This window comes from Streptomyces sp. NPDC001315 (genome assembly GCF_042896175.1).
In the GTDB taxonomy this organism is placed as follows: domain Bacteria; phylum Actinomycetota; class Actinomycetes; order Streptomycetales; family Streptomycetaceae; genus Streptomyces.
The window spans coordinates 1,374,464-1,398,039 of the sequence record NZ_JBIAWZ010000001.1; the positions used below are offsets into that span (position 1 = coordinate 1,374,464).

Below are 23,576 nucleotides of genomic sequence, written 5' to 3' on the forward strand. Positions count from 1 at the left end.
CATGTACGTAGCGGACAGCCGCGCAGGCACATCTGATGCGCCGGCGTCCGCGGACGGCGCCGTCCGGCCCCCCGCCGGGCGGCGCCGCGTCGCGGTCGCTCCCACGGTCCTCGCGCTCGGCACGGTCAGCCTGATCACCGACGTGTCGTCGGAGATGGTGACGGCCGTCCTCCCCCTGTACCTGGTGGCGGGCCTCGGCCTGTCCCCGCTGGGCTTCGGGCTCCTGGACGGGATCTACAACGGCTTCTCGGCGCTCGTCCGCCTCGTGGGCGGCCATCTCGCCGACCGGGGCGGGGGCCGCCACAAGTGGGTGGCGGGGCTGGGCTACGGCATCTCGGCGGCCTGCAAGCCACTGCTGCTGCTCGCGCACTCGCTGACCCCCATCGGCCTGATCCTGGCCGCCGACCGCACCGGCAAGGGCCTGCGCACGGCCCCGCGCGACGCGCTGATCTCCCTGTCGTCCACACCGGACACGCGCGGGCGCGCCTTCGGAATGCACCGCGCGATGGACACCGCGGGCGCGCTGCTCGGCCCGCTGGCGGCGTTCCTGATCCTGCGGGCGACGGTGGACGGCTACGACGCCGTGTTCACGGTGAGCTTCTGCGTGGCCGTGGTCGGGGTACTGGTGCTGGTGCTGTTCGTGCCGGGTTCGTCCTCGGCGCCGACGGTGGAGAAGGCCGTACGCCCCACCCTGCGCGCCGCCCTCGGACTCCTGCGCCACCGCGACCTGCGCCGCATCACCATCTGCGCGTTGCTGCTGGGCCTGGCCACGGTCAGCGACTCCTTCGTCTACCTGCTGCTGCAGCGCCGCCTGGGCGTCCCCGACCGCTGGTTCGCGCTGCTCCCCCTGGGCACGGCGGCCGCGTTCCTGCTGCTGGCGGTGCCGCTGGGACGGCTGGCGGACCGGGTGGGCGGCCGCCGGGTGTTCCTGGCCGGACACGGCGCGCTGCTCCTGGCGTACGGCGTCCTCCTCTCCTCCTGGCACGGCACGGCCCTGCCGTACGCCGTCCTCCTCCTGCACGGCGGCTTCTACGCGGCCACCGACGGGGTGCTGATGGCGGCTGCCTCGGACAGCGTGCCGGAGGCGCTGCGCTCGTCCGGTCTGGCCCTGGTGCAGACCGGCCAGGCACTCGCCCGTTTCGCCTGCTCACTGGGGTTCGGGGCGGCCTGGACACTGTGGGGCGACCGTACGGCGCTGCTGGCGTCGACGGTGGCGCTGGCGGTGTGCGCGGGCTGCTGCGCCCTGGCCCTGCGTCCCGCCCGGGAGGGCACCTCATGACCGTACGCAACCGCATCCTGGTCCTCGTCTCGGCCGTCGCCGTCCTGGCCGCGGTCGCGGTGGGCTCCGTGCTGCACGCCTCGGCGCGGGCGGAGCGCCGCAACCAGACGCAGGCGGGCGGTCCCGCGGTCACTCCGGGCACGGTCACCCTGACCGACCCCGGCCGCATGGTCTTCCGCAACATGGCCTGGGGCCCGCACCGCGACGAACTGACGACGGTCCCCGCCTCCGACCCGTCCGGCCCCCGCACCGCCTCGGGCGTCAAGTGCCTGCGCTTCTACGCCGCCGCCGGCACCGGGGTGTGCCTCCAGGCCGTGCACGGCGCGGTCTCGGACACCTACCGCGCGCTGATCCTGGACGCCCGCCTGAAGGAGAAGGCCCACTACGACGTCCCCGGCATCCCTTCCCGCGCCCGCGTCTCCCCCACCGGCCACTTCGCCGCCTGGACGGCGTTCGTCGGCGGCGACTCCTACGCCGGCACGAACTTCTCCACCCGGGCGGCGATCGTGGACACCCGCACGGGCAAGCTGATCCCGTCCCTTGAGGAGTTCCGGATCGTGAAGGACGACCACCGCTACCAGGCGGCGGACGTGAACTTCTGGGGCGTGACCTTCGCGTCGGACGACCGCACGTTCTACGCGACGTTGGCGACGAAGGGCAAGACCTACCTGGTGCGCGGTGACCTGCGCGCACGTACGGTCACGACACTGCGGACGAACGTCGAGTGCCCGTCCCTCTCCCCCGACGGCACGCGCATCGCCTTCAAGAAGCGCGTCCCGGGCCTCCCCGCCGACGCCCCCTGGCACCTGTACGTCCTCGACCTGCGCACGATGCGCGAGACGCCGCTGGCCGAGTCCCGCAGCGTCGACGACCAGGCGGTCTGGCGGGACCCGCGGACGCTGGTCTACGCGCTGCCCGGCGACTACGGCGCGGACCTGTACGAGATCCCCGCCGACGGGACGGGAAAGCCCCGGCGGATCAGCACGACGGCGGTGTCACCCGCGTACGTCGGCTGACTCGGACGGCGTCAGGTGCGGCCCGGCACCGCTGCTTCCTCCCACAGCGCGAGCGGTGTCGCACCGACCCGGTAGCCGTCCTCGTCCAGCAGATGGCCACTGAGTTTCATGGGCCCCAGGGTGATCGCGCGGTCGGTGACGTTCAGGTCCGGGGCCTGTTCGGCAAGACGGATCTCGAAGCGCTGCGCGTCGTCGAGGGAGCGTACCCAGGCGACGAGATGCAGGTTGTGGCGGCTGATGACGCTGGCGCACAGACGGACCTCGCGCATGCCGGTGATCCGCTGAGCGACCTCCTGCAGCCGCGCGGCCGGGACACGGCCCCAGAGGGTCACCCCGACCGGCCAGTCCGACAGGGGGCGGGCCACTTCGCAGCGGGCGTGCAGCAGGTCCGCAGCGAAGAGCCGCCGGACGTGACGGCGGACGGTGTCCGGGTTCGCGTCGCACCGCTCGGCCAGCGCGCGGTAGGTGGCCCGGCCGTCCACGGAGAGGGCTGTGATCAGCCGATGGTCCAGTGCGGTGAGGGGGAAGGCGGGCGCGGCCGTACGACGTGCGGGCTCGTCCGCGGTGAGCACCGCGACCTGTTCCCGGCTCAGGGCGCGCAGGCGCCAGCGGCTGGCCTCCGCGTGGACCCGCCCGGCCAGGTGGGTGCGGACGGCCCGTACCCCCTCCAGCGCGGCGAGTTCGCCGGTCGTCCACCGGGTGAGGGAGGCCAGGTCGCGGGCCATGACGTTCAGCAGCAGGTCGCGGTCCCCGCTGACGTGCGAGAGCGCCGCGACATGCGGTGCGGCGGCCAGCACGCGCGCCACGTCGGGCAGGCGGCCGGGAGCGCAGTCGACCTCGACGAAGGCCAGACACCCCTGCCCGGAGCCGGCCAGCGCGGGGGCCGGGTGGCAGCTGATCCAGGCGGCACCGGCCTCGGTCAGCCGCTGCCAGCGTCGGGCCACCGTCACGGCGTCCAGGTCGAGCGCGGCACCGATCCGCGCCCAGCTCACCCGCGGGGCGACCTGGAGGGCGTGCACCAATGCCTGGTCCACATCACCCAGAGAATGACGCGAATCCTGCGCCACTTCGCACCTCCCCGCATGTTTCCTGCACTTTCGGCCCGCCAACCGGCCAGAGCTTCAGTCTGAACCCGGTACGCCCGGACCGTACCAGTCAGTCACGAAGCACCAGGAGGTCGATCCGGCATGTCGATCGTGGAACGCGCCAAGGAACTGCAGCCCGAGCTCGTACAGCTGCGTCGCTCGCTGCACCGGGAGCCGGAGCTGGGCCTCCATCTCCCGCGCACCCAGGAGAAGGTGCTCGCGGCCCTCGACGGACTCCCGCTGGAGATCACCCTCGGCAAGAACCTCACCTCCGTCACCGCCGTGCTGCGCGGCGGTAAGCCCGGCGGCGCGGTCCTGTTGCGCGGCGACATGGACGCGCTGCCCGTCACCGAGAAGAGCGGGGTGGCGTACGCCTCCGAGGTCTCCGGCCGGATGCACGCCTGCGGGCACGATCTGCATACGGCCGGGCTCGTCGGTGCAGCCAGGCTCCTGGCCGAGCGGCGCGAACACCTGCACGGCGACGTGGTGTTCATGTTCCAGCCCGGCGAGGAGGGCTACAACGGGGCCGGCGCGATGATCGAGGAGGGGGTGCTGGAGGCGTCAGGCCGGACGGTTGACGCGGCGTACGCGCTGCACGTGTCGGCCAACCGGCTGCCCAGCGGTGTCGTGATCACCCGTGCCGGCACCGTCACCTCCGCCGCCGACCGGCTGACCGTGACCGTGCGGGGCAAGGGCGGCCACGGTTCGAATCCGTCCACCGCCAAGGACCCGATCCCGGTCGCCTGCGAGATGGTCACGGCGCTGCAGACCTGGGTGACGCGGACGTTCGACATCTTCGACCCGGTCGTCGTCACCGTCGGCACCTTCCACTCCGGCACCAAGTTCAACATCATCCCGGACCACGCCGAGTTCGAGGCCACCGTGCGCAGCTACTCCGAGAGCACCCAGGAGCGGCTTGCCGAAGGACTGCCCCGGCTGATGACCTCCATCGCCGCCGCCCACGGCCTGGACGCGGAGGCCGTCTACAAGATCGAATACCCGGTCACCGTCAACGACGCCGACGAGACCGCCTTCGCCCTCGCCACCGCCCGCGACCTGTTCGACCCGCGCGAGGTCTGGGAGTCCCCGCAGCCCAACAACGGCTCCGAGGACTTCGCCCTCGTCCTCCAGCGCGTCCCCGGCGCGATGCTGATGGTGGGTGCCGCACCCGAGGGCGCCGACTGGCAGGACGCGCCGATGAACCACTCTCCGCGCGCGGTGTTCGACGACGGCGTGCTGTACCGGCAGGCGGCGCTGCTGTCCGGGCTCGCCGAGCGCCGTCTGGCGGACACGGGAACGGCCGCGTGACGATGTTCGCGGGGGCGGGGGCGGAACTTCCTGTCCGCGTCCGCGCCGTCGTCGGAGTCCTGGTCGTCTTCGAGTTGTTCAGCGGGTTCGTCCAGGGCACGGACACACCCCTGCTGCCCGCGGTGCAGGACACGTGGCACGTCGGCGCCGCCGACGCCCAGTGGTTCATGACCGTGAACTACCTCGCGGCGGCGGTCACCGTGCCCGCCCTGGGACGCCTCGGCGACCTCTACGGCCACCGGCGCCTGCTGCGCATCGCGCTGCTGTGCGTCACGGCCGGCACTCTCCTGGTCGCCCTCGCCGGCAGCTATCCGATGACGCTCGTCGGCCGCGTCCTGATGGGAGCCCTCGCCGCCCTGCTGCCCCTGGAGATCGGCCTCGTGCGCGGCAGGCTGGACGCACCGGGCGCGCGCCGTGCGATCGGCCTGCTGGTCGCGGCTCTGACTCTGGGCTCCCTGCTCGGCCATGCCCTTTCGGGTGCGCTGCTGGGAATCTTCGGCGGGGTACGGATGGCGCACGCGGCGCTGACGGTGTTCGCACTGCTCTGCACGGTCCTTGCCTGGTGCGCCGTGCCGGAGTCCGGCCACCGCTCCCCGGGGCGTATGGACTGGGCGGGCGCCGTCCTGCTGGGACTCACCCTCGTCGTCCTGCTCGGTGCCCTCTCCCGCGCCAAGGCCTGGGGCTGGACCTCCCTCCCCGTGTCGGGGGCGCTTGTGCTGACGGCCGCACTCGGCTGGGCCTGGCTGCGCACCCAACTCGCCCGCCCGGACGCCCTCGTCGACGTCCGCGCGATGGCCCGGCGCGCACTCGCCCCGCACTACGCGGCCGGGTTCGTGCTCGGCGCGGTCCTGCTCGCCGGGCAGTCCGTCGCCGTCACCTACCTGGCCGCCGACCCGGCCGAGGGTGGCTACGGCTTCGGCCTGACCACCTTGCAGATCGGTCTGTGGAGCGTGATCCCCAGCGTCCTCGGCATGGCCGCCTCCGTTCTGGTCCCGTTCATCGGCGCCCGCACCGGATACCGCCGGATGCTGGTGCTCGCCTCGATCCTGACGGCTGTCGGCTACGCGGGTCTGATGCTCACCCGCACCGATCTGCCCCTGTTCATCGCGGCCTACTCCGTGGCGGGCTTCGGCATGGGCCTGTCCCAGGGCGGCCTTCCCACGGTGATCGCCGAAGGCAGCGCCCACGACCGCGCCGCGAGCGGCACCGCCGTCTACAACAACCTCAAGACACTGGGCGGCAGCATCGCGGGCGCGTGCTCCTCCGTCGTCCTCGGCTCGCTGGTCATCGGTGCGTCGGACATTCCCTCCACCACCGCCTATCTCGTGCTCTGGAGCCTCGGCTGCACCGCGTGCGCCGCCGCGGCCGCGCTTCAGGCCTTCAGCGGGCGCGCGGCCGCCGACCGGGCGCGGGCCCTTGCGACCTGATTGAAGACAGCACGCCCGGTGAATTCGCTGTTGTGCTCGGGACCGCCAAGACGGGATCCCCCAGGAACAGTGAGACGCCGAGGGGCCGACGGTCCACGACCGTCGGCCCCTCGGCGTCTCATCAGCGAGAAATCCGCTGTGACTGCCCTTACAGCACCGGCAGGTTCTTCCGCAGCTCGAACGCGGTGACCTCGCTGCGGTACTCCTCCCACTCCTGGCGCTTGTTGCGGAGGAAGAAGTCGAAGACGTGCTCGCCCAGGGTCTCGGCGAGCAGGTCGCTGCGCTCCATGAGGCTCAGGGCCTCGCCGAGGTTCTGCGGGAGGGGCTCGATGCCCATCGCGCGGCGCTCGGCGTCGGACAGGGCCCAGACGTCGTCCTCGGCGCCGGGCGGCAGCTCGTAGCCCTCTTCGATGCCCTTGAGGCCGGCGGCGAGGAGGACGGCGTAGGCCAGGTAGGGGTTCGTGCCGGAGTCGAGGGAGCGGACCTCCACGCGGGCGGAGCCGGTCTTGCCGGGCTTGTACATCGGGACGCGGACCAGGGCCGAGCGGTTGTTGTGGCCCCAGCAGATGTACGAGGGGGCCTCGCCGCCGGCGCCGGCGGTGCGCTCGGAACCGCCCCAGATGCGCTTGTACGAGTTCACCCACTGGTTGGTGACCGCCGCGATCTCCGCCGCGTGCTTCAGCAGGCCCGCGATGAAGGAGCGGCCGACCTTCGAGAGCTGGAACTCGGCGCCCGACTCGTAGAAGGCGTTGCGGTCGCCCTCGAAGAGGGAGAGGTGCGTGTGCATGCCGCTGCCCGGGTACTCCGAGAACGGCTTCGGCATGAAGGTCGCCTGGACGCCCTGCTCCAGCGCCACCTGCTTCATGACCAGACGGAACGTCATGATGTTGTCGGCCGTGGAGAGGGCGTCGGCGTAGCGCAGGTCGATCTCCTGCTGGCCGGGGGCGCCCTCGTGGTGGGAGAACTCGACCGAGATGCCCATCGACTCCAGCATGGTGATCGCCTGGCGGCGGAAGTCCATGCCGACGTTCTGCGGGGTGTGGTCGAAGTACCCGGAGTTGTCGGCGGGGGTCGGGCGGGAGCCGTCGAGAGGCTTGTCCTTCAGCAGGAAGAACTCGATCTCGGGGTGGGTGTAGAAGGTGAAGCCCAGGTCGGAGGCGCGGGCCAGGGCGCGCTTGAGGACGTAGCGCGGGTCGGCGAAGGACGGGGAGCCGTCCGGCATGAGGATGTCGCAGAACATGCGGGCGGTGCCGGGGGCCTCGGCACGCCAGGGCAGCACCTGGAAGGTGGACGGGTCCGGCTTGGCGATCATGTCTGACTCGTAGACCCGGGCGAAGCCCTCGATCGCGGAGCCGTCGAAGCCGATGCCCTCGTCGAAGGCCTGCTCCAGCTCGGCCGGGGCCACGGCGACGGACTTGAGGAAGCCCAGCACGTCCGTGAACCACAGCCGTACGAACCGGATGTCGCGCTCCTCCAAGGTCCGGAGCACGAACTCCTGCTGCTTGTCCATCTTCCGCTTCCCCATCCTTGCTGGTCAGGCCGCCTGTCTCCCGCACCACGGGAGGCGGTCGGGCACCTGAGCATCACACCACAACACCATTTCATGCGCGTTGCGGACCTTGATCGCCCGGGAGTCATCGGCCTGAACGCCTCACGTACGGCAGGTGTACTGCTCTGCCGCCCATCTTGCCTGCTCGGACCGACATCCGTAATGGCTGCCCCCGGTCAGTCTGCCCCCACCTGTTTAATTTGCATCTCAGATGCAAGTTTTACTAACGTGCCCGGCAGCCGAGCGTCGTTCCCGTCGAGCCCCGAGGAGCCGTCCCGATGCTGTCCGAGCAGTCCGCCACCACCGTCCGCGCCACCCTTCCCGTCGTGGGCGCGTCCCTCGGCGAGATCACCGAGCGTTTCTACGCCGGGCTGTTCGCCGCCCGCCCCGAGCTGCTGCGCGACCTGTTCAACCGCGGCAACCAGGCCGCCGGCACCCAGCGCCAGGCCCTGGCCGGTTCCATCGCCGCCTTCGCGACGCACCTGCTGGCCCACCCGGACCGGCGGCCGGACGCGCTGCTGGGCCGCATCGCCCACAAGCACGCCTCGCTGGGTGTGACGCCCGAGCAGTACGCGATCGTCCACGAGCACCTCTTCGCCGCCATCGCCGACGTGCTCGGCGAGGCCGTCACCCCCGAGGTCGCGGCCGCCTGGGACGAGGTCTACTGGCTGATGGCGAACGCGCTGATCGCGATCGAGAAGCGGCTGTACGAGGAGTCCCGCGAGCCCGGCCGACGGGACTGGGAGGTCGTCGAGCGGGTCACGGAGACCGCCGACGTCGTCACCTTCCGGCTGCGACCCGTCGACGGCGGGCCGGTGCCCGCCTTCCGCGCGGGCCAGTACGTCTCCCTACAGGTCGAACTCCCCGACGGCGCCCGCCAGATACGGCAGTACAGCCTCTCCGGGGCGCCGGACGCGACGCTTCGGCAGATCAGCGTCAAGCGGGTGAGCGGCGACGCGGGACCCGAGGGCGAGGTCTCGAACCACCTCCACGCGCGCGTGCGCGAGGGCAGCGTCCTTCAGCTGTCGGCACCGTACGGCGATCTCGTCCTCGACGACGCCGCCGGCACACCCCTGCTGCTCGCCTCCGCGGGTATCGGCGTGACCCCGATGATCTCGATGCTGGCGCAGCTCGCGGACACCGGGCACCCGGCCCCGATCACCGTCGTGCACGGCGACCGCTCCCCCGCCGACCACGCCCTGCGCGACGACCACGAGGCGTACGCGGCGAAGCTGCCGGACGCGTCGGCCCACTTCTGGTACGAGGAGCACGCCACCGGGGCCGGCCGCCCTGGCCTGGTCGACCTGACCGACCTCGCCGTTCCGTCCGGCACGCGCGCGTACCTGTGCGGTCCGCTGCCGTTCATGCGCGCGATGCGGACCCAGCTGATCGAGAAGGGCGTGGCACCGGCCGACATCCACTACGAGGTGTTCGGACCGGACCTGTGGCAGGCGCAGGAGGGCTGAGCGCTCCGCTGGAAGCGCGGTGACGAACCCGCGGGCCGGTGGGGGCCGGCCGCGCCCACGCGGCGGAGCCGCACATCGACACGGCCCCGCGCCCCCTTACCGGGGCGCCGTACCGGACTTCGGCAAGGCTGCTCAGGACCGGCCCTGGGAAGCCCGGCCGATCTCCAGCAGCAGCGGTCCGGTGGGGGCGGCGACCATGTCGCCGACGGTCAGCGGGTCCAGCGAGCCGTAGAACGCCTCCTGGGCCCGGCGCAGGGCTCCGCGCAGCCGGCAGGCGGTATTGAGGGGGCAGGGCGTGGCGCCCTCGCACTCGACGACGTCACCCTCGCCCTCGAAGCTGCGGACGACGGCGCCCACGGACGCGGTACGGCCCTTGTCGGTGAGCGAGAGTCCGCCGCCCCGGCCACGGCGGGCGTCGAGCAGCCCCATGTGCTGGAGCTCGGCGACGACCTTGGCGGCATGGGTGTACGGCACGTCCATGTCCTCCGCGACCTCGCGGGTCGTGGGGCTGGAGCCGTCGGTGACGGCGAGCCGCATGAGGACGCGCAGTGCCAGGTCGGTGGAGCGCAACAGCCGCATACGAGCAGGGTAAATAATGCGCATCCGCGCTTCAAATTATCTGGCCGGATCGTATCGATCCGGCCTTTCCTGTGACCTCGCTGCGAGAGGTCACGTCCGTCCCATTACGATCAGCGGACCCGATCGACCCCCGTCTTCCCGCCCCTTTCCCCCGAAGGACATCCCATGGCTTCCGGCAAGAAGAGCAGCGGCGCGGCGCGCCAGGCCCGAATAGCGGAGATGCGGCGTGCCGAGCAGGCCCGCGAGCGCCGCAATCGGATCCTTACCGTCGCGGCCAGCGTGGTGGTCGTCGCGGGGCTCGTGGTCGGCGGTGTCTTCGTGGTGCGGTCTCAGTCCGGCGACGACAGCACCGCGAGCGACGGGAAGTCGTCGGGGCACTTCGTCACCGGCAAGGACGGCGTGAAGACGTGGAAGGGGACGTTGGGGCGGACCCACGTCACCGAGACCGTCAAGTATCCGGCGGAGCCCCCGGTCGGCGGGAACCACAACCAGGTCTGGATGAACTGCAACGGTGACGTCTACACCAAGGCGCTGAACAACATGAACGCCGTGCACTCGCTGGAGCACGGCGCTGTGTGGGTGACGTACAACAGCAAGGCCTCCAAGGCCGACGTCGACGCGCTCGCGGCGAAGGTGAAGAAGACGCCGTACACGCTGATGAGCCCCGACGACAAGCAGACGGACCCGATCGTGCTCACCGCGTGGGCGCACCAGCGCACGGTGACGAGCGCGAGCGACCCGAACGTGGACGCGTTCTTCGAGAAGTTCGTCCAGGGCGACCAGACTCCCGAGCCCGGCGCCGCCTGCACGGGCGGGCTCTCGCAGTGAGGCACGTCGGACTGATCGCGGGGGCCGCGGCGGCGGTGCTCGTCGCCGCCGGCGCGATCACCTACGCCGTCGCCGAGGACGGCGGGTCCGGCGACAGCGCGCCCACCGCGGACTCCGCGGACGCCGGGTTCGCGCGCGACATGGCGGTGCACCATCAGCAGGCCGTCGAGATGTCGTACATCGTGCGCGACCGCACCAAGGACGCCGAAGTGCGACGGCTCGCCTACGACATCGCGCAGACGCAGGCCAACCAGCGTGGCATGCTGCTGGGCTGGCTCGACCTGTGGGGGCTGCCGAAGGTGTCCTCCGACGCGCCGATGACCTGGATGGGCATGGGCGACATGACCTCCGGCAAGGACGGCGCGCTGATGCCGGGCATGGCGACCAACACCGAGATGAAGAAGCTCGGCACGCTCAGCGGGAAGCAGGCCGAGGTCTTCTACCTCCAGCTCATGACGGACCATCACAAGGGTGGTATCCACATGGCCGAGGGCTGTGTCGCCAAGTGCACGGTCGGGGTGGAGAAGCGGCTCGCGCAGGGCATGGTCGACGCGCAGCAGTCGGAGATCGACCTGATGGCGGACCTGCTCAAGGAGCGGGGCGCGACCGCGCGGCCGTAGGAGTCCGCCACCAACGCCGTAGGGATTTCCCTAAAGTTCGCGACCGAACAGCCAAATCAGCCCTGGCAGTGGACACTTGGGCTCTTCTTGGCCATTTCATTCCCCTGGCATGAATGGTTCGTCGCAAGAGTGACCCCCGTCGAGTGATCGACTCGCGACGAACCGCACAGGGGGTTCCATGAGATCCAATCGCGCCAAGGTGCGCGCCGGAGTGAGCCTGGCAGCGACACTGCCGATGCTCGCGGGCGCGCTGGCGCTCGGCATACCCGCGGCGCACGCCGCGGACAATCCGGGCCGCGACACCCTCGCGGGCACCAAGCCCGCCTGGGCCACGGCCAAGGCCGACAAGGGCGCGACCTCGAACGCCGCCCAGGTCTCCGCCCGCGTCTACCTCGCCGGCCGGGACGCGGCCGGCCTCGCCGCGTACGCGAAGGCCGTGTCCGACCCGGCCTCCGCCGCCTACGGCAAGTACCTGAGCGCCGAGCAGGCCCAGGCCCGCTTCGGCGCGACCGAGGCCCAGGTGGCGGCGGTGAAGTCCTGGCTGGCGTCGGCCGGTCTGAAGGTCACGGGCGTGACGCAGCACTACGTCTCCGTCACCGGTGACGTGGCCGCCGCCGAGAAGGCGTTCGGCACCCAGCTGCACAACTACGCCAAGGGCTCGAAGACGTACCGCGCGCCGCAGCGGACGGCCTCGGTGCCCGACGCACTGAACGGCGCCGTCCTGACCGTCACCGGCCTGGACAACGCCCCGCACAAGGCGAGCTCCAAGGAACAACTGCCGCCGCCGGACGCCGTGTTCAAGAACTCCGGGCCGTTCTCCTCGTACTACGGCTCGAACATCGCGACCACGCTGCCGGACGCGTACGGCACGAAGATCCCGTACGCCGTGGAGGGCTACACCGGCAAGCAGCTGCGTGCCGCCTACGGCGCCGGGAGCTACACGGGCAAGGGTGTGCGCATCGCCATCACCGACGCGTACGCCTCGCCGACCATCGCCTACGACGCGGCCGCCTACGCGAAGAGCCACGGCGACGCCACCTGGACGACCGGTCAGCTGCGCCAGGTGCTGCCCAAGAAGTACACGAAGACCGAGGAGTGCGGGGCGGCCGGCTGGTACGGCGAGGAGACCCTCGACGTCGAGGCCGTGCACGCGGTCGCGCCCGCCGCCCAGGTCACCTACGTGGGTGCCTCGTCCTGCTACGACGACGACCTGCTCGACTCGCTGAGCAAGATCGTCGACAGCCACCTGGCCGACATCGTCTCCAACTCCTGGGGCGACATCGAGGCCAACCAGACGCCGGACCTCGCGGCCGCCTACGACCAGGTCTTCCAGTTCGGCGCGGTCGAGGGCATCGGCTTCTACTTCTCCTCCGGCGACAACGGCGACGAGGTCGCCAACACCGGTACGAAGCAGGTCGACACCCCGGCCAACTCGGCGTGGGTGACGGCGGTCGGCGGTACCTCGCTGGCGGTCGGCAAGGGCGACAAGTACCTGTGGGAGACCGGCTGGGGCACCGAGAAGGCCACGCTGTCCGCGGACGGCAAGAGCTGGACGAACTTCCCCGGCGCGTTCACCTCGGGTGCGGGTGGCGGCACCAGCGCGACGGTGGCGGAGCCCTTCTACCAGAAGGGTGTCGTCCCGGACACGCTCGCCAAGGCCAACAACGCCGCCGGCAACCGCGTCGTCCCGGACATCTCCGCGATCGCCGACCCGAACACCGGCTTCAAGGTGGGCCAGACGCAGACCCAGGCGGACGGGACCGAGGCGTACAGCGAGTACCGCATCGGCGGCACCTCGCTGGCCGCGCCGGTCATCGCGGCCGTGCAGGCGCTGGCCCAGGAGGCCCGCGGCGGCAAGGCGATCGGCTTCGCCAACCCGTCGATCTACGCGAAGTACGGCACGAAGGCGTACCACGACGTCACGGACAACCCGACCGGCTCCGGCCTGGCCGTGGCCCGCATCGACTTCGTGAACGGCTACGACGCCACCGACGGCCTGGCCACCTCGGTCCGCAGCCTCGGCAAGGACAGCTCGCTGTCGGCCGTGAAGGGCTACGACGACGTGACCGGCGTGGGCACGCCCGCGAACGGCTACGTGGAGTCGTTCGGCCGCCACTGAGGCACCGCCGGTAACGGCACCTTGAGGGGGCGCGGGGTGTGATCACCCCGCGCCCCCTCGCCTTGCGTGGGCCCCGCCCACACCCCGCGCCACCCATCGCGTCGCTCTGACGATTACACTGGGCCCGTGCCTCCCTTGAACTTCTGGTCGATCTATCAGCACGGCTTCGCACGCGTCGCCGCGTGTACGGGCCACACCGTCATCGCGGATCCGCACGCCAACGCCGAAGCGGTCCTGCGCCACGCACACCGGTGCGCCGAGGAGGGTGTCGCCGTCGCCGTCTTCCCGGAGATGGTGCTGTGCGGCTACTCCATCGAGGACCTGCTGCTCCAGGACGCGCTGCTCGACCAGGTCGAGGAGGCGCTCCAGGAGGTGGTGACCGGCTCGGCTCAGCTGCTGCCGGTGCTGGTCGTCGGTGCCCCGCTGCGCCATCGCAACCGGATCTACAACTGCGCGGTGATCGTGCACCGCGGCCGTGTCCTCGGTGTCGTACCCAAGTCGTACCCGCCGAACTACCGGGAGTTCTACGAGCGCCGGCAGATCGCCGACGGTGCCGACGAGCGCGGCGGGTCGATCCGCGTCGGCGGCGAGGCCGTACCGTTCGGCGTGGACCTGCTGTTCGCGGCGGAGGACGTCCCCGGTCTCGTGCTGCACGCGGAGATCTGCGAGGACATGTGGGTTCCGGTGCCACCCAGTGCGGAGGCGGCCCTCGCCGGTGCGACCCTCCTCGTCAATCTCTCCGGCAGCCCCATCACGGTCGGGCGGGCCGAGGACCGCAAGCTGCTGTGCCGCTCGGCGTCCGCCCGCTGCCTCGCCGCGTACGTCTACGCGGCGGCCGGACTCGGCGAGTCGACCACCGACCTGGCCTGGGACGGCCAGGCGATGATCTACGAGAACGGCGTGCTGCTGGCCGAGACCGAGCGGTTCCCGCTCGGCGACGAGTACGCGGTGGCCGACGTGGACCTGGACCTGCTGCGCCAGGAGCGGCAGCGGACGGGCACGTTCGACGACAACCGCCGTACGCACAGCGCGCGGACCGGCGACTTCCGGACGATCACGTTCGAACTCGATCCGCCGCTCACCGACCTGGGGCTGCGCCGCCGTCTGGAGCGCTTCCCGTTCGTGCCGGCCGACCCCGACCGCCTCGCCCTGGACTGCTACGAGGCGTACAACATCCAGGTCGAGGGCCTCCAGCGGCGATTGGCGTCGATCGGCGGCGCGAAGGTGGTCATCGGGGTGTCCGGCGGCCTCGACTCCACGCACGCGCTGATCGTCGCCGCCCGCGCGATGGACCGCGCGGGCCGCCCGCGCACCGACATCCTGGCCTGGACGCTGCCCGGCTTCGCCACCAGCGACCACACCAAGGACAACGCCCACAAGCTGATGAACTCCCTCGGCGTCACCGCGGCCGAGCTGGACATCACGCCGACCGCACGGCTGATGCTGAAGGAGATGGGCCACCCGTTCGGCTCCGGCGAGCCGGTGTACGACGTCACCTTCGAGAACGTGCAGGCCGGGCTGCGCACCGACTACCTGTTCCGGCTCGCCAACCAGCGCGGCGGCATCGTGCTCGGCACCGGTGACCTGTCGGAGCTGGCGCTCGGCTGGTCCACGTACGGCGTGGGCGACCAGATGAGCCACTACAACGTCAACTCGGGCGTGCCGAAGACGCTGATCCAGCACCTGATCCGCTGGGTCATCAGCAGCGGCCAGTTCGACGACGAGACCGGCAAGACCCTTGCAGCGATCCTCGACACCGAGATCAGCCCGGAACTCGTACCGGGCGAGGAGATGCAGTCCACCGAATCCAAGATCGGCCCGTACGCGCTGCACGACTTCACGCTCTTCCACGTACTGCGCTACGGCTTCCGGCCGTCGAAGATCGCCTTCCTGGCCTGGCACGCCTGGCACGACCAGGACGCCGGCGCCTGGCCTCCGGGCTTCCCCGAAGCAAAGCGGGTGGCGTACGACCTGCCGGAGATCCGGCAGTGGCTGGAGGTCTTCTGCCGTCGCTTCTTCGCGTTCGCGCAGTTCAAACGATCGGCCATGCCCAATGGGCCGAAGGTCTCGGCCGGCGGTTCGCTCTCACCGCGCGGCGACTGGCGCGCACCGTCGGACAGCACGGCGACCGCCTGGCTGCGGGACCTGGCCCGCTTCGATTAGTCCGGTGCGGCCTGGTGGGGGTGCGCGGCCCTGGGGCTGCGCACCCCGCCCCCCCATCGGCCCGAAGGGCCTCGTCCTCGAACTCCCCCAGGCGGGCTGGGCCGGTCAGTGGTGCAGCGTCTCGGAAGCAGCGTGCGGGATGTGCGCCGCGACCAGACGTTCCCGGCCGGACCGCAGAACCACACGCCGCCGGTCCACCGCATACGCGACCCCCGCGACGCCCAGTCCGAGCACGGCCAGCGCCGCCCCCGCCAGCGCCGGGGACGTCACCCCGAACCCGGCCGCCAGCGCGAGCCCCCCGATCCACGCACCCCCGGCATTCGCCAGGTTGAACGCCGCCTGGTTGGCGGACGACGCCAGGGACGGCGCCGCCGACGCCTTCTCCATGACCATCAGCTGCAGCGGCGACCCGGTGACGAAGGCCGCCACGCCGAGCAGGACCACCGCCACCGCCGCGCTCCACTCCGTGCGCATCAGCAGCGGGAAGGCGGCCAGCACGACGACCAGCGAGGCCAGGCCGCCGAACAGCGTGCGGCGCATCGCGTGGTCCGCGAGGCGCCCGCCGAGCAGGTTGCCCACGGTCGCGCCCACCCCGAACAGCGCCAGCAGCAGCGTCACGCTGGAGTCGGCGTACCCCGCGGCGTCGGTGAGCATCGGCGTGATGTAGCTGTAGGCCGAGAAGAGCGCGCCGAAGCCCGCCACCGTCGTGCCGAGGGCCAGCCACACCGGAACCGACTTCAACGCGGCCAGCTCACCGCGCAGGCCCGTCGTCGGCGCGTGCGCGTGGTCGTGCGGGATCAGCAGCGCCAGCGAGGCGATCGCCACCAGGCCGATCGCGCTCACGCCGAGGAACGTCGCCCGCCAGCCGAGGTGCTGGCCCATGAGCGTGGCGACCGGGACGCCCGCGATGTTGGCGACGGTCAGGCCGAGGAACATCAGGGAGACGGAACGCGCCTTGCGCTCCGGGGCCACCATGGTCGTCGCGACCACCGCGCCCACGCCGAAGAAGGCGCCGTGCGGCAGGCCGCTCAGGAAGCGGGCCGCCAGGAGGGAGTCGGAGCCGGGGGCGAACGCCGACAGCGCGTTGCCCGCGACGAACAGGGCCATCAGGCCCATCAGGACCGTGCGGCGGGACATGCGGGCGGTCACCGCGGCCAGCAGCGGGGCGCCGATGACGACGCCGAGCGCGTACGCCGAGACCAGGTGTCCGGCGCTGGGAATCGAGATGTGCAGGTCGTCCGCGACCTCGGGGAGCAGCCCCATCATCACGAACTCGGTCGTACCGATGCCGAAGGCGCCCACGGCGAGGGCGAGCAGGGCCAGGGGCATGAGGGGCCTTTCAGAGGGAGTTCCGTACATTCTACGTTTCTTATGTTCAGCTACGGAACAAAGCCTGCCGGGCCCGGTATTCCAGTGGATGAAGACGAGGTTGCGGCGACGTCTCGGCGGCCTGTCCGCGACCTCTCGGGAACCTCTCAGGAGTCGCTTGTGGCGAGACTCACACGCGCCGCCACCGGCAGATGGTCACTGCCGGTCTCCGGCAGCGTCCACGAGCTCAGCGGTTCGACGCCCTGCACCATGATCTGGTCGATCCGCGCCATCGGGAACGACGCCGGCCAGCTGAACCCGAAGCCGCTGCCCGCCGCGCCCTGGGTGGAGCGCATCTGGGACGTGACGGCGTTGAGCGCGCGGTCGTTCATGGTGCCGTTCAGGTCGCCGAGCAGGATCTTGCGGCCCAGCTTCTCGTCGGCGATGGCCTCGCCCAGCGCGTCGGCGCTCTTGTCGCGCTGGCGGGCGGTGAATCCGGCGTTCATCTTCACCCGCACCGACGGCAGATGGGCGACGTACACGGCGACGTCGCCGTCCGGCGTCGCCACCGTCGCCCGCATCGCCCGCGTCCAGCCCAGCTTGATGTCGACGGCGGCGACTCCACTCAGCGGGTACTTGCTCCACAGCCCGACGGTGCCCTGCACCGAGTGGTACTTGTACGTCGACGCCAGCGCCCTCTCGTACGTCGGGACCGCGGACGCCTTCAGCTCCTCCAGGGCCAGCACGTCCGCGCCGGACGCGGCGACCGCGCGGGCGGTGCCGGAGGGGTCGGCGTTGTCGGCATTGACGTTGTGGGTGGCCACCGTGAGGTCGCCGCCGGTGCCCGCCTTGTCCGTGAGCAGACCGCCGAAGAGGTTCAGCCACACGACCGCCGGCAGCAGCACCGCGATCAGCGCGGTCGCCGACCTGCGCACCAGCGCGAGAACGAGCAGCACGGGCACGAGGACGCCGAGCCAGGGCAGGAACGTCTCCGTGAGGCTGCCGAGGTTGCCGATGGTGTTCGGGATGCGCGAGTGCAGCAGCATCACCAGGGCCAGGAGCAGCGCGAGGACCGCGAGGGCGATGCCGCGCCGCCAGATCCGCGGGTCGCCCCGCCAGCCGTCGACCAGGCGCTGGGCCAGGCGCCGGAACCGGGGGCGCTCGTCCCCCGAGCCGCCGTCGTCCGTCTCCGTCACATACGCCTGCTGCGCCATACCGTCGCCTCACTACCTGCTGAGCCCACCGTCGTCCCCTTGCGTCCCTAAGACCCTAGGGGATGATCGGTTCCGTTCTCCGCCGCCCCATGACGGCCGTACGGGCACGAGGACGCCCGGCGCGGCGTCAGGAGTTCCGCTTGCGGACGGGACCGCATGGTCTGTGACGAAACGCTCGCATTCGGGCTATGGGCCTAGGGATTGGGCGAACTGACGGGGCGTAGTCCTTCGAGCAGCGTGTCGACCACCCGCTCCGCGAGGTCCTCGGGGAGGGCGCTTTCCGGGCGCATGACGGAGCGGACGAGCACGGGGCCGACGAACATGTCGTTGACCAGCTCGAGGTCGATGTCGGTGCGCAGTTCGCCGTTCTCCTGGCCGCGGCGCAGGATCTCGACGCCGAGCCGGCGCCGGGGAGCGATGACGGTGCTGTCGTAGACGGCCCAGATCTTCGGGTTGCTCTTCATCTGGACGCGGACGTTGTGCAGGATCGCCGAGGTGCGGTTGGCCAGGCCGCGTCGGCGCAGCGACTCCAGCAGGACGACCAGGTCGTCGCGCATCGAGGTGCCGGGGAGTTCGGGGTCCGGGGGCTCGGCGGCGCGCAGCACGTCGACGAACAGCTCCTCCTTGCCCCTCCAGCGACGGTAGATGGTGGCCTTGCCGACGCCGGCGGTGCGGGCGATGCGCTCCATGGAGAGCTCGGTGAGCGGCACGCCGTCCTCCAGCAGCTTCATCGCCCCCTCGAGGATGGCGCGCTCCACAGCCTCGCTGCGGGGGCGCCCCCTGACGGGTGCCCCTGAAGCGGCGTTGGTGTCGGCGAGGCTCACTGTCTTCCGTCCCTTCGAATTCCCAAGGTCATTCTGGGTGATTCCCCTGGTCCCCTTGGTCCCCCGGTCCTCCTGGTCCCCCTGGTCCCCCGGATCTCTCCCCCCGGCCCCACGCCGCCTACTCCACCGCTGTCACCAACTCCTGCTCCTCCTTGCCCTTCTGACCGGACTTCGGCTTGCCCGGCAGGAACAGCGCCACGACGACCGCTCCCATGACGGCGATCCCGGCGCCGCACAGGGCGGTGACGTGCATCGCGTGCAGGAACGCGTTGTCGGCGGGCGTGACCAGGGCCTCGCCCCGGGCGCCCAGCTTCGCGGCGACGCCCAGCGTGGCCTCGATGGACTCCCCCGCCGTGTCCCGCAGCCCCGCCGGCAGCGTTCCGAGGTTGTCCTCGATGCCGCTGCGGTACGACGCCGACAGGACCGAGCCGAGGACGGCGATGCCGAGCGCGCCACCGACCTGCCGGAAGGTGTTGCTGAGCGCGGACGCGGAGCCGGCCTTCTCGCGGGGCAGGGCCTGCATGATGACGACGCTGGTCGGCGTCATGATGTGCGCCATGCCGGTGCCCATGAGGAAGAAGACGACCTCCAGCAGCCAGATCGGCGTGTCCGCCTCGAACGAGGCGAACGCGGCGAGCGTCGCGGCGATCAGCAGCATGGCGCCCGTGGTGGTGGCCTTGATGCCGATGCGGTCGACGACCAGCCGGGCGCGCGGCGCGAAGATCATCTGGGCGGCGGCGAGCGGCAGCATCAGCAGACCGGTCTGCAGCGGCGAGTAGCCACGCACGCTCTGGGTGTAGAAGACGGAGAAGAAGGTCACGCCCATCAGAGCGAAGAAGACCAGCGCGATGACGCCGATCGCGGCCGAGAAGACCTTGTTCTTGAAGTACGTGATGTCGATGGACGGGTGGTCGCTGCGCTTCTCGAACACGACGAAGCCGGCGAGAACGGCGACACCGGCGGCGATGGTCACCAGCACCTTGGCGTCCGTGAAGTCGGCGAGCTGGCCGCCCTTGATGATGCCGTAGACGAGCAGGACCAGGCCGACGACGGACAGGACCACCCCGACGGGGTCGATGCGGCCCGGGTTCGGGTCGCGGGAGTCGGGCACCAGCCACACCATCAGCGCGAACGCGAGCACCACGATCGGCACGTTGATGAGGAAGACGGAGCCCCACCAGAAGTGGTCGAGCAGCAGGCCGCCGGTGATCGGGCCGATGGCGATGGCGAGGCCGACGCCGCCGGCCCAGATGCCGATGGCCTTCGGCTGTTCGTCCCGCTCGAAGACGTTCATGAGGACGGCGAGGGTGGCGGGCATCACGAAGGCGGCGCCCAGGCCCATCACCGCCCGGAAGACGATCAGCGAGGTCGCCGAGCCGGACTCGGCGGCGAGGGCCGAGCCGATACCGAAGACGGCGAGTCCGCCGAGGAGGACCAGCTTGCGGCCGAGGCGGTCGCCGAGCAGACCGGCGGTGAACAGCAGGCCCGCGAAGACGAGGGTGTAGGCGTTGATCGCCCACTCCAGCTCGCTCTGCGTGGCGCCCAGACCGATCGGGGCGGGGGTCGAGATCGTCTTGATCGCGACGTTCAGGATGGAGTTGTCGAGGACGACGATCAGCAGGCTGAGCATCAGCACGCCGAGGATCGCCCAGCGGCGCCGGTGCACCTCTTCCGGTATTCGGGGGGCAGAGACGGCAGGATTTGTCATGGCTCCGAGCGTAGGTTACTTCCGATACGAGACCGTATCGTATCGGAAATCCTTTACCGAGACCTTACACGGGATGAAACCTCGCAGGGGGTCCCCTGGCCCTCCGTGGCACGAGGTGCCACCATGGATGCGGTCCGGGGACGCCGTAAGGGCGCCTCGAGATGACGTAAGGAGCCGTTGCAATGACGCAGCTTTCGGCTGCCCAGACGAAGCCCTCCGACGGCGGCAAGGCGCTGTACGGGGGCAAGGGCACGCGCCGTATCACCGTTCGCGACATCGCCACCGCCAAGGAGCGCGGCGAGAAGTGGCCCATGCTCACCGCGTACGACGCCATGACGGCGTCCGTCTTCGACGAGGCCGGGATCCCGGTCATGCTCGTCGGTGACTCCGCGGGCAACTGCCACCTCGGGTACGAGACCACCGTGCCCGTCACCCTCGACGAGATGACCATGCTGTCGGCCGCGGTCGTACGCGGCACCCAGCGCGCCCTGATCGTCGCCGACCTGCCCTTCGGCTCCTACCAGGAGGGTCCGGTGCAGGCGCTGCGCTCGGCGACCCGGCTGGTGAAGGAGGCGGGGGTCGGCGCCGTCAAGCTGGAGGGCGGCGAGCGCTCGCACGAGCAGATCCGGCTGCTGGTGGAGTCCGGCATCCCGGTGATGGCCCACATCGGCCTCACCCCGCAGTCCGTCAACGCCATGGGCTACCGCGTCCAGGGGCGTGGCGAGGAGGCCGCCCAGCAGCTGCTGCGCGACGCCAAGGCCGTACAGGACGCGGGCGCGTTCGCGGTCGTCCTGGAGCTGGTCCCGGCGGAGCTCGCGGCGGAGGTGACCCGGGTCCTGCACATCCCGACGGTCGGCATCGGCGCGGGCGCGGAGACTGACGCGCAGGTGCTCGTGTGGACCGACATGATGGGGCTGACCGGCGGCCGGGTGCCGAAGTTCGTCAAGAAGTACGCCGACCTGCGTGAGGTCATGGGCAGCGCGGCGAAGGCGTTCGCCGAGGACGTCGTCGGCGGAACGTTCCCGCTGGAGGAGCACTCCGTCCACTGAGCCATTGCCGCACCACACAGCCCCGCCGATCTTCCCCCGTCGGCGGGGCTGTGGTGTGCCGTGGGCAGGACTGTCGGTGAGCCGTAGGCACCGACAGCGCCCCTGTCGGCGCCATGTCGGTGGTTTGTCGGTGGGGGCTGGCACTGTCATCGGCATGACGCGAATCGACAAGAACCCCGACGGCGGAGGCGCCGCCGTCACCGTGCGGGGGCTGGTGAAGCACTACGGCGAGACGAAGGCGCTGGACGGCGTCGACCTGGACGTGCGGGAGGGCACCGTGATGGGGGTGCTCGGGCCGAACGGCGCCGGGAAGACCACCCTCGTCCGCATCCTGTCCACCCTGCTCGCCCCCGACGCGGGGCAGGCCACCGTCGCCGGATACGACGTCGCGCGGCAGCCCCGGCAGCTGCGCCGGGTGATCGGACTGACCGGGCAGTACGCCTCCGTGGACGAGAAGCTCCCCGGCTGGGAGAACCTCTACATGATCGGCCGGCTGCTCGACCTGCCTCGCAAGGACGCCCGGGCCCGTGCCGACGAGCTGCTGGAGCGGTTCTCGCTCACGGACGCCGCCAAGCGGCCGGCGAGCACGTACTCCGGCGGTATGCGGCGCCGGCTCGACCTCGCCGCCTCGATGATCGGGCGCCCGGAGGTGCTGTTCCTCGACGAGCCCACCACCGGTCTCGACCCGCGCACCCGCAACGAGGTGTGGGACGAGGTCAAGGCGATGGTCGGGGAAGGGGTGACCGTCCTGCTCACCACCCAGTACATGGAGGAGGCCGAGCAGCTCGCCTCCGAGCTGACCGTCGTCGACCGGGGCAAGGTCATCGCGAACGGCGCCATCGACGAGCTGAAGGCCCGGGTCGGGGGGCGTACGCTCCGCGTCCGGCCGCTCGATCCGCTGGAGCTGCGTCCGCTCGCCCGGATGCTCGACGAGCTGGGCATCACCGGGCTCGCCACGACCAGCGCGGACACGGACAGCGGCGATCTGCTCGTGCCCATCCTGAGCGACGAGCAGCTGACCGCCGTGGTCGGCGCGGTCACCGCGCGCGGCATCACGATCAGCTCCATCAGCACCGAACTGCCCAGCCTGGACGAGGTGTTCCTGTCCCTCACCGGCCACCGTGCCAGTGCCCCGCAGGACGCCGTGCCCGCCGACACCCGCGAGGAGGTCGCCGTATGAGCGCCGCAACCGCCACCGCCGCTACCGTCGCCACCGCCGACGCGCGCATCCCGCTGCGCGGCCATCTGCGCCACACCGGCGCCCTGATCCGCCGCAACCTGCTCTGGATCCGCCAGGACCCCGAGTCGATGTTCGACGCCCTGCTGATGCCGGTCGTCTTCACCCTGCTGTTCGTGTACGTCTTCGGCGGCTCGATCGGGCAGGCCCTGGGCGGCGGGCAGGACGGGTACGTCCAGTACGTCATCCCGGGCATGATCGCGATGATGAGCATGACGCTCTCGCAGGGCGTCGGCACCGGGTTCAGCCAGGACTTCAACTCCGGTGTGATGGACCGCTTCCGGTCCCTGCCGATCGGGCGCGGCTCGGTGCTGTTCGCGAAGATCTCGGTGGAACTGGTGCGGATGCTGTTCGCGACCACCGTGCTGATGATCGTGGCCGTGCTGGTCGGGTTCGACATCAACCACTGGGGCGGTCTGTTCGCGGCCGTCGGCCTGTCCGCGGCGTTCGCCTCGTCGATCATGTGGGTGTTCCTCACCCTGGGCGTGATCCTGAAGAACGCGCAGTCCGTGCAGGCGATGGGCTTCCTGGTGCTGTTCCCGCTGCAGTTCGGCTCGTCGATCTTCGCGCCGACGAACTCGATGCCGGGCTGGCTGCAGGCCTTCACCGACTACAACCCGCTGTCCACGCTCGCGGACGCGGCGCGCGGACTGATGGTGGGCGGGCCCGTCGCGCACGACCTGTGGGTGACGCTGGGCTGGTCGGTGGCCATCACGGCGGTGATGGCGCCGGTCGCGATCCACAAGTTCCGCACGAAGAGCTGACGCCACATCGGTACACGTCACGCGCAGGGCGGC

19 protein-coding genes are annotated in these 23,576 nt (G+C 70.9%); 12 read left to right on the plus strand and 7 right to left on the minus strand.

Annotated features, from left to right (window positions below):
* Position 1: 1 nt before the first annotated feature.
* Together ACFY16_RS06095 and ACFY16_RS06100 are read left to right on the plus strand one after the other, a co-directional pair.
* A complete protein-coding gene (locus ACFY16_RS06095) occupies positions 2-1,279 on the plus strand; it encodes an MFS transporter (RefSeq protein ID WP_390645858.1) in 1,278 nt (425 codons plus the stop codon).
* A complete protein-coding gene (locus ACFY16_RS06100) occupies positions 1,276-2,295 on the plus strand; it encodes a TolB family protein (protein WP_390645859.1) in 1,020 nt (339 codons plus the stop codon). Before ACFY16_RS06095 ends, ACFY16_RS06100 begins: the two co-directional genes overlap by 4 nt.
* Before the next feature lie 11 nt (positions 2,296-2,306).
* Here ACFY16_RS06100 and ACFY16_RS06105 read toward each other — a convergent pair whose 3' ends face one another.
* Positions 2,307-3,329, minus strand: coding sequence for an Lrp/AsnC family transcriptional regulator (locus ACFY16_RS06105; protein ID WP_390645860.1), 1,023 nt, complete (start codon positions 3,327-3,329; stop codon positions 2,307-2,309).
* A 153-nt stretch (positions 3,330-3,482) separates the two neighbouring features.
* Between ACFY16_RS06105 and ACFY16_RS06110 the strand changes: the two genes are divergently transcribed.
* Positions 3,483-4,688 (plus strand): M20 family metallopeptidase, encoded by a 1,206-nt coding sequence (locus tag ACFY16_RS06110; protein WP_390645861.1) that lies wholly within the window; start codon positions 3,483-3,485, stop codon positions 4,686-4,688.
* A gap of 2 nt (positions 4,689-4,690) precedes the next feature.
* Entirely contained in the window at positions 4,691-6,115 is a 1,425-nt protein-coding gene (locus tag ACFY16_RS06115; RefSeq protein WP_390646103.1) for an MFS transporter, read from the plus strand.
* 148 nt (positions 6,116-6,263) lie between these two features.
* On the opposite strand, the gene glnA is transcribed toward ACFY16_RS06115, so the two are convergent.
* A complete protein-coding gene (glnA, locus tag ACFY16_RS06120) occupies positions 6,264-7,625 on the minus strand; it encodes a type I glutamate--ammonia ligase (protein ID WP_390645862.1) in 1,362 nt (453 codons plus the stop codon).
* Positions 7,626-7,942: 317 nt separating this feature from the next.
* Here glnA and ACFY16_RS06125 point away from each other — a divergent pair, with 317 nt between their 5' ends.
* Complete coding sequence (locus ACFY16_RS06125) at positions 7,943-9,130, plus strand: globin domain-containing protein (RefSeq protein ID WP_390645863.1); 1,188 nt, start codon at positions 7,943-7,945, stop codon at positions 9,128-9,130.
* Between the two features lie 132 nt (positions 9,131-9,262).
* On the opposite strand, the gene ACFY16_RS06130 is transcribed toward ACFY16_RS06125, so the two are convergent.
* The gene (locus ACFY16_RS06130; RefSeq protein ID WP_390645864.1) at positions 9,263-9,709 is read right to left on the minus strand and encodes an RrF2 family transcriptional regulator; all 447 of its coding nucleotides are present in this window, start codon (positions 9,707-9,709) and stop codon (positions 9,263-9,265) included.
* Between the two features lie 165 nt (positions 9,710-9,874).
* Between ACFY16_RS06130 and ACFY16_RS06135 the strand changes: the two genes are divergently transcribed.
* The 4 genes from ACFY16_RS06135 to ACFY16_RS06150 all read left to right on the plus strand — a co-directional run bounded on the left by ACFY16_RS06135 (position 9,875) and on the right by ACFY16_RS06150 (position 15,439).
* Positions 9,875-10,537 (plus strand): DUF3105 domain-containing protein, encoded by a 663-nt coding sequence (locus ACFY16_RS06135; protein WP_390645865.1) that lies wholly within the window; start codon positions 9,875-9,877, stop codon positions 10,535-10,537.
* Positions 10,534-11,157 (plus strand): DUF305 domain-containing protein, encoded by a 624-nt coding sequence (locus tag ACFY16_RS06140; protein ID WP_390645866.1) that lies wholly within the window; start codon positions 10,534-10,536, stop codon positions 11,155-11,157. Before ACFY16_RS06135 ends, ACFY16_RS06140 begins: the two co-directional genes overlap by 4 nt.
* 178 nt (positions 11,158-11,335) lie before the next feature.
* Entirely contained in the window at positions 11,336-13,276 is a 1,941-nt protein-coding gene (locus ACFY16_RS06145; RefSeq protein WP_390645867.1) for a protease pro-enzyme activation domain-containing protein, read from the plus strand.
* A 126-nt stretch (positions 13,277-13,402) separates the two neighbouring features.
* Complete coding sequence (locus ACFY16_RS06150) at positions 13,403-15,439, plus strand: NAD(+) synthase (RefSeq protein ID WP_390645868.1); 2,037 nt, start codon at positions 13,403-13,405, stop codon at positions 15,437-15,439.
* Positions 15,440-15,544: 105 nt separating this feature from the next.
* On the opposite strand, the gene ACFY16_RS06155 is transcribed toward ACFY16_RS06150, so the two are convergent.
* From ACFY16_RS06155 to ACFY16_RS06170, 4 genes are all read right to left on the minus strand, one after another.
* Positions 15,545-16,768, minus strand: a complete 1,224-nt coding sequence (locus ACFY16_RS06155; protein ID WP_390645869.1) for an MFS transporter — start codon at positions 16,766-16,768, stop codon at positions 15,545-15,547.
* 146 nt (positions 16,769-16,914) lie between these two features.
* Entirely contained in the window at positions 16,915-17,961 is a 1,047-nt protein-coding gene (locus ACFY16_RS06160; protein WP_390645870.1) for an endonuclease/exonuclease/phosphatase family protein, read from the minus strand.
* Between the two features lie 194 nt (positions 17,962-18,155).
* Positions 18,156-18,785, minus strand: a complete 630-nt coding sequence (locus ACFY16_RS06165) for a TetR/AcrR family transcriptional regulator (protein WP_390645871.1) — start codon at positions 18,783-18,785, stop codon at positions 18,156-18,158.
* Between the two features lie 118 nt (positions 18,786-18,903).
* On the minus strand, positions 18,904-20,493 hold the full coding sequence (locus tag ACFY16_RS06170) for an MFS transporter (protein WP_390645872.1): 1,590 nt from the start codon (positions 20,491-20,493) through the stop codon (positions 18,904-18,906).
* 182 nt (positions 20,494-20,675) lie between these two features.
* On the opposite strand from ACFY16_RS06170, the gene panB reads away from it, so the two are divergent.
* The 3 genes from panB to ACFY16_RS06185 all read left to right on the plus strand — a co-directional run bounded on the left by panB (position 20,676) and on the right by ACFY16_RS06185 (position 23,543).
* A complete protein-coding gene (gene panB, locus ACFY16_RS06175) occupies positions 20,676-21,542 on the plus strand; it encodes a 3-methyl-2-oxobutanoate hydroxymethyltransferase (protein ID WP_390645873.1) in 867 nt (288 codons plus the stop codon).
* Positions 21,543-21,696: 154 nt separating this feature from the next.
* The gene (locus ACFY16_RS06180; RefSeq protein WP_390645874.1) at positions 21,697-22,722 is read left to right on the plus strand and encodes an ATP-binding cassette domain-containing protein; all 1,026 of its coding nucleotides are present in this window, start codon (positions 21,697-21,699) and stop codon (positions 22,720-22,722) included.
* Positions 22,719-23,543: an ABC transporter permease gene (locus ACFY16_RS06185; protein WP_390645875.1), complete on the plus strand. Its 825-nt coding sequence runs from the start codon at positions 22,719-22,721 to the stop codon at positions 23,541-23,543. Before ACFY16_RS06180 ends, ACFY16_RS06185 begins: the two co-directional genes overlap by 4 nt.
* The last annotated feature ends 33 nt before the right edge of the window (positions 23,544-23,576 follow it).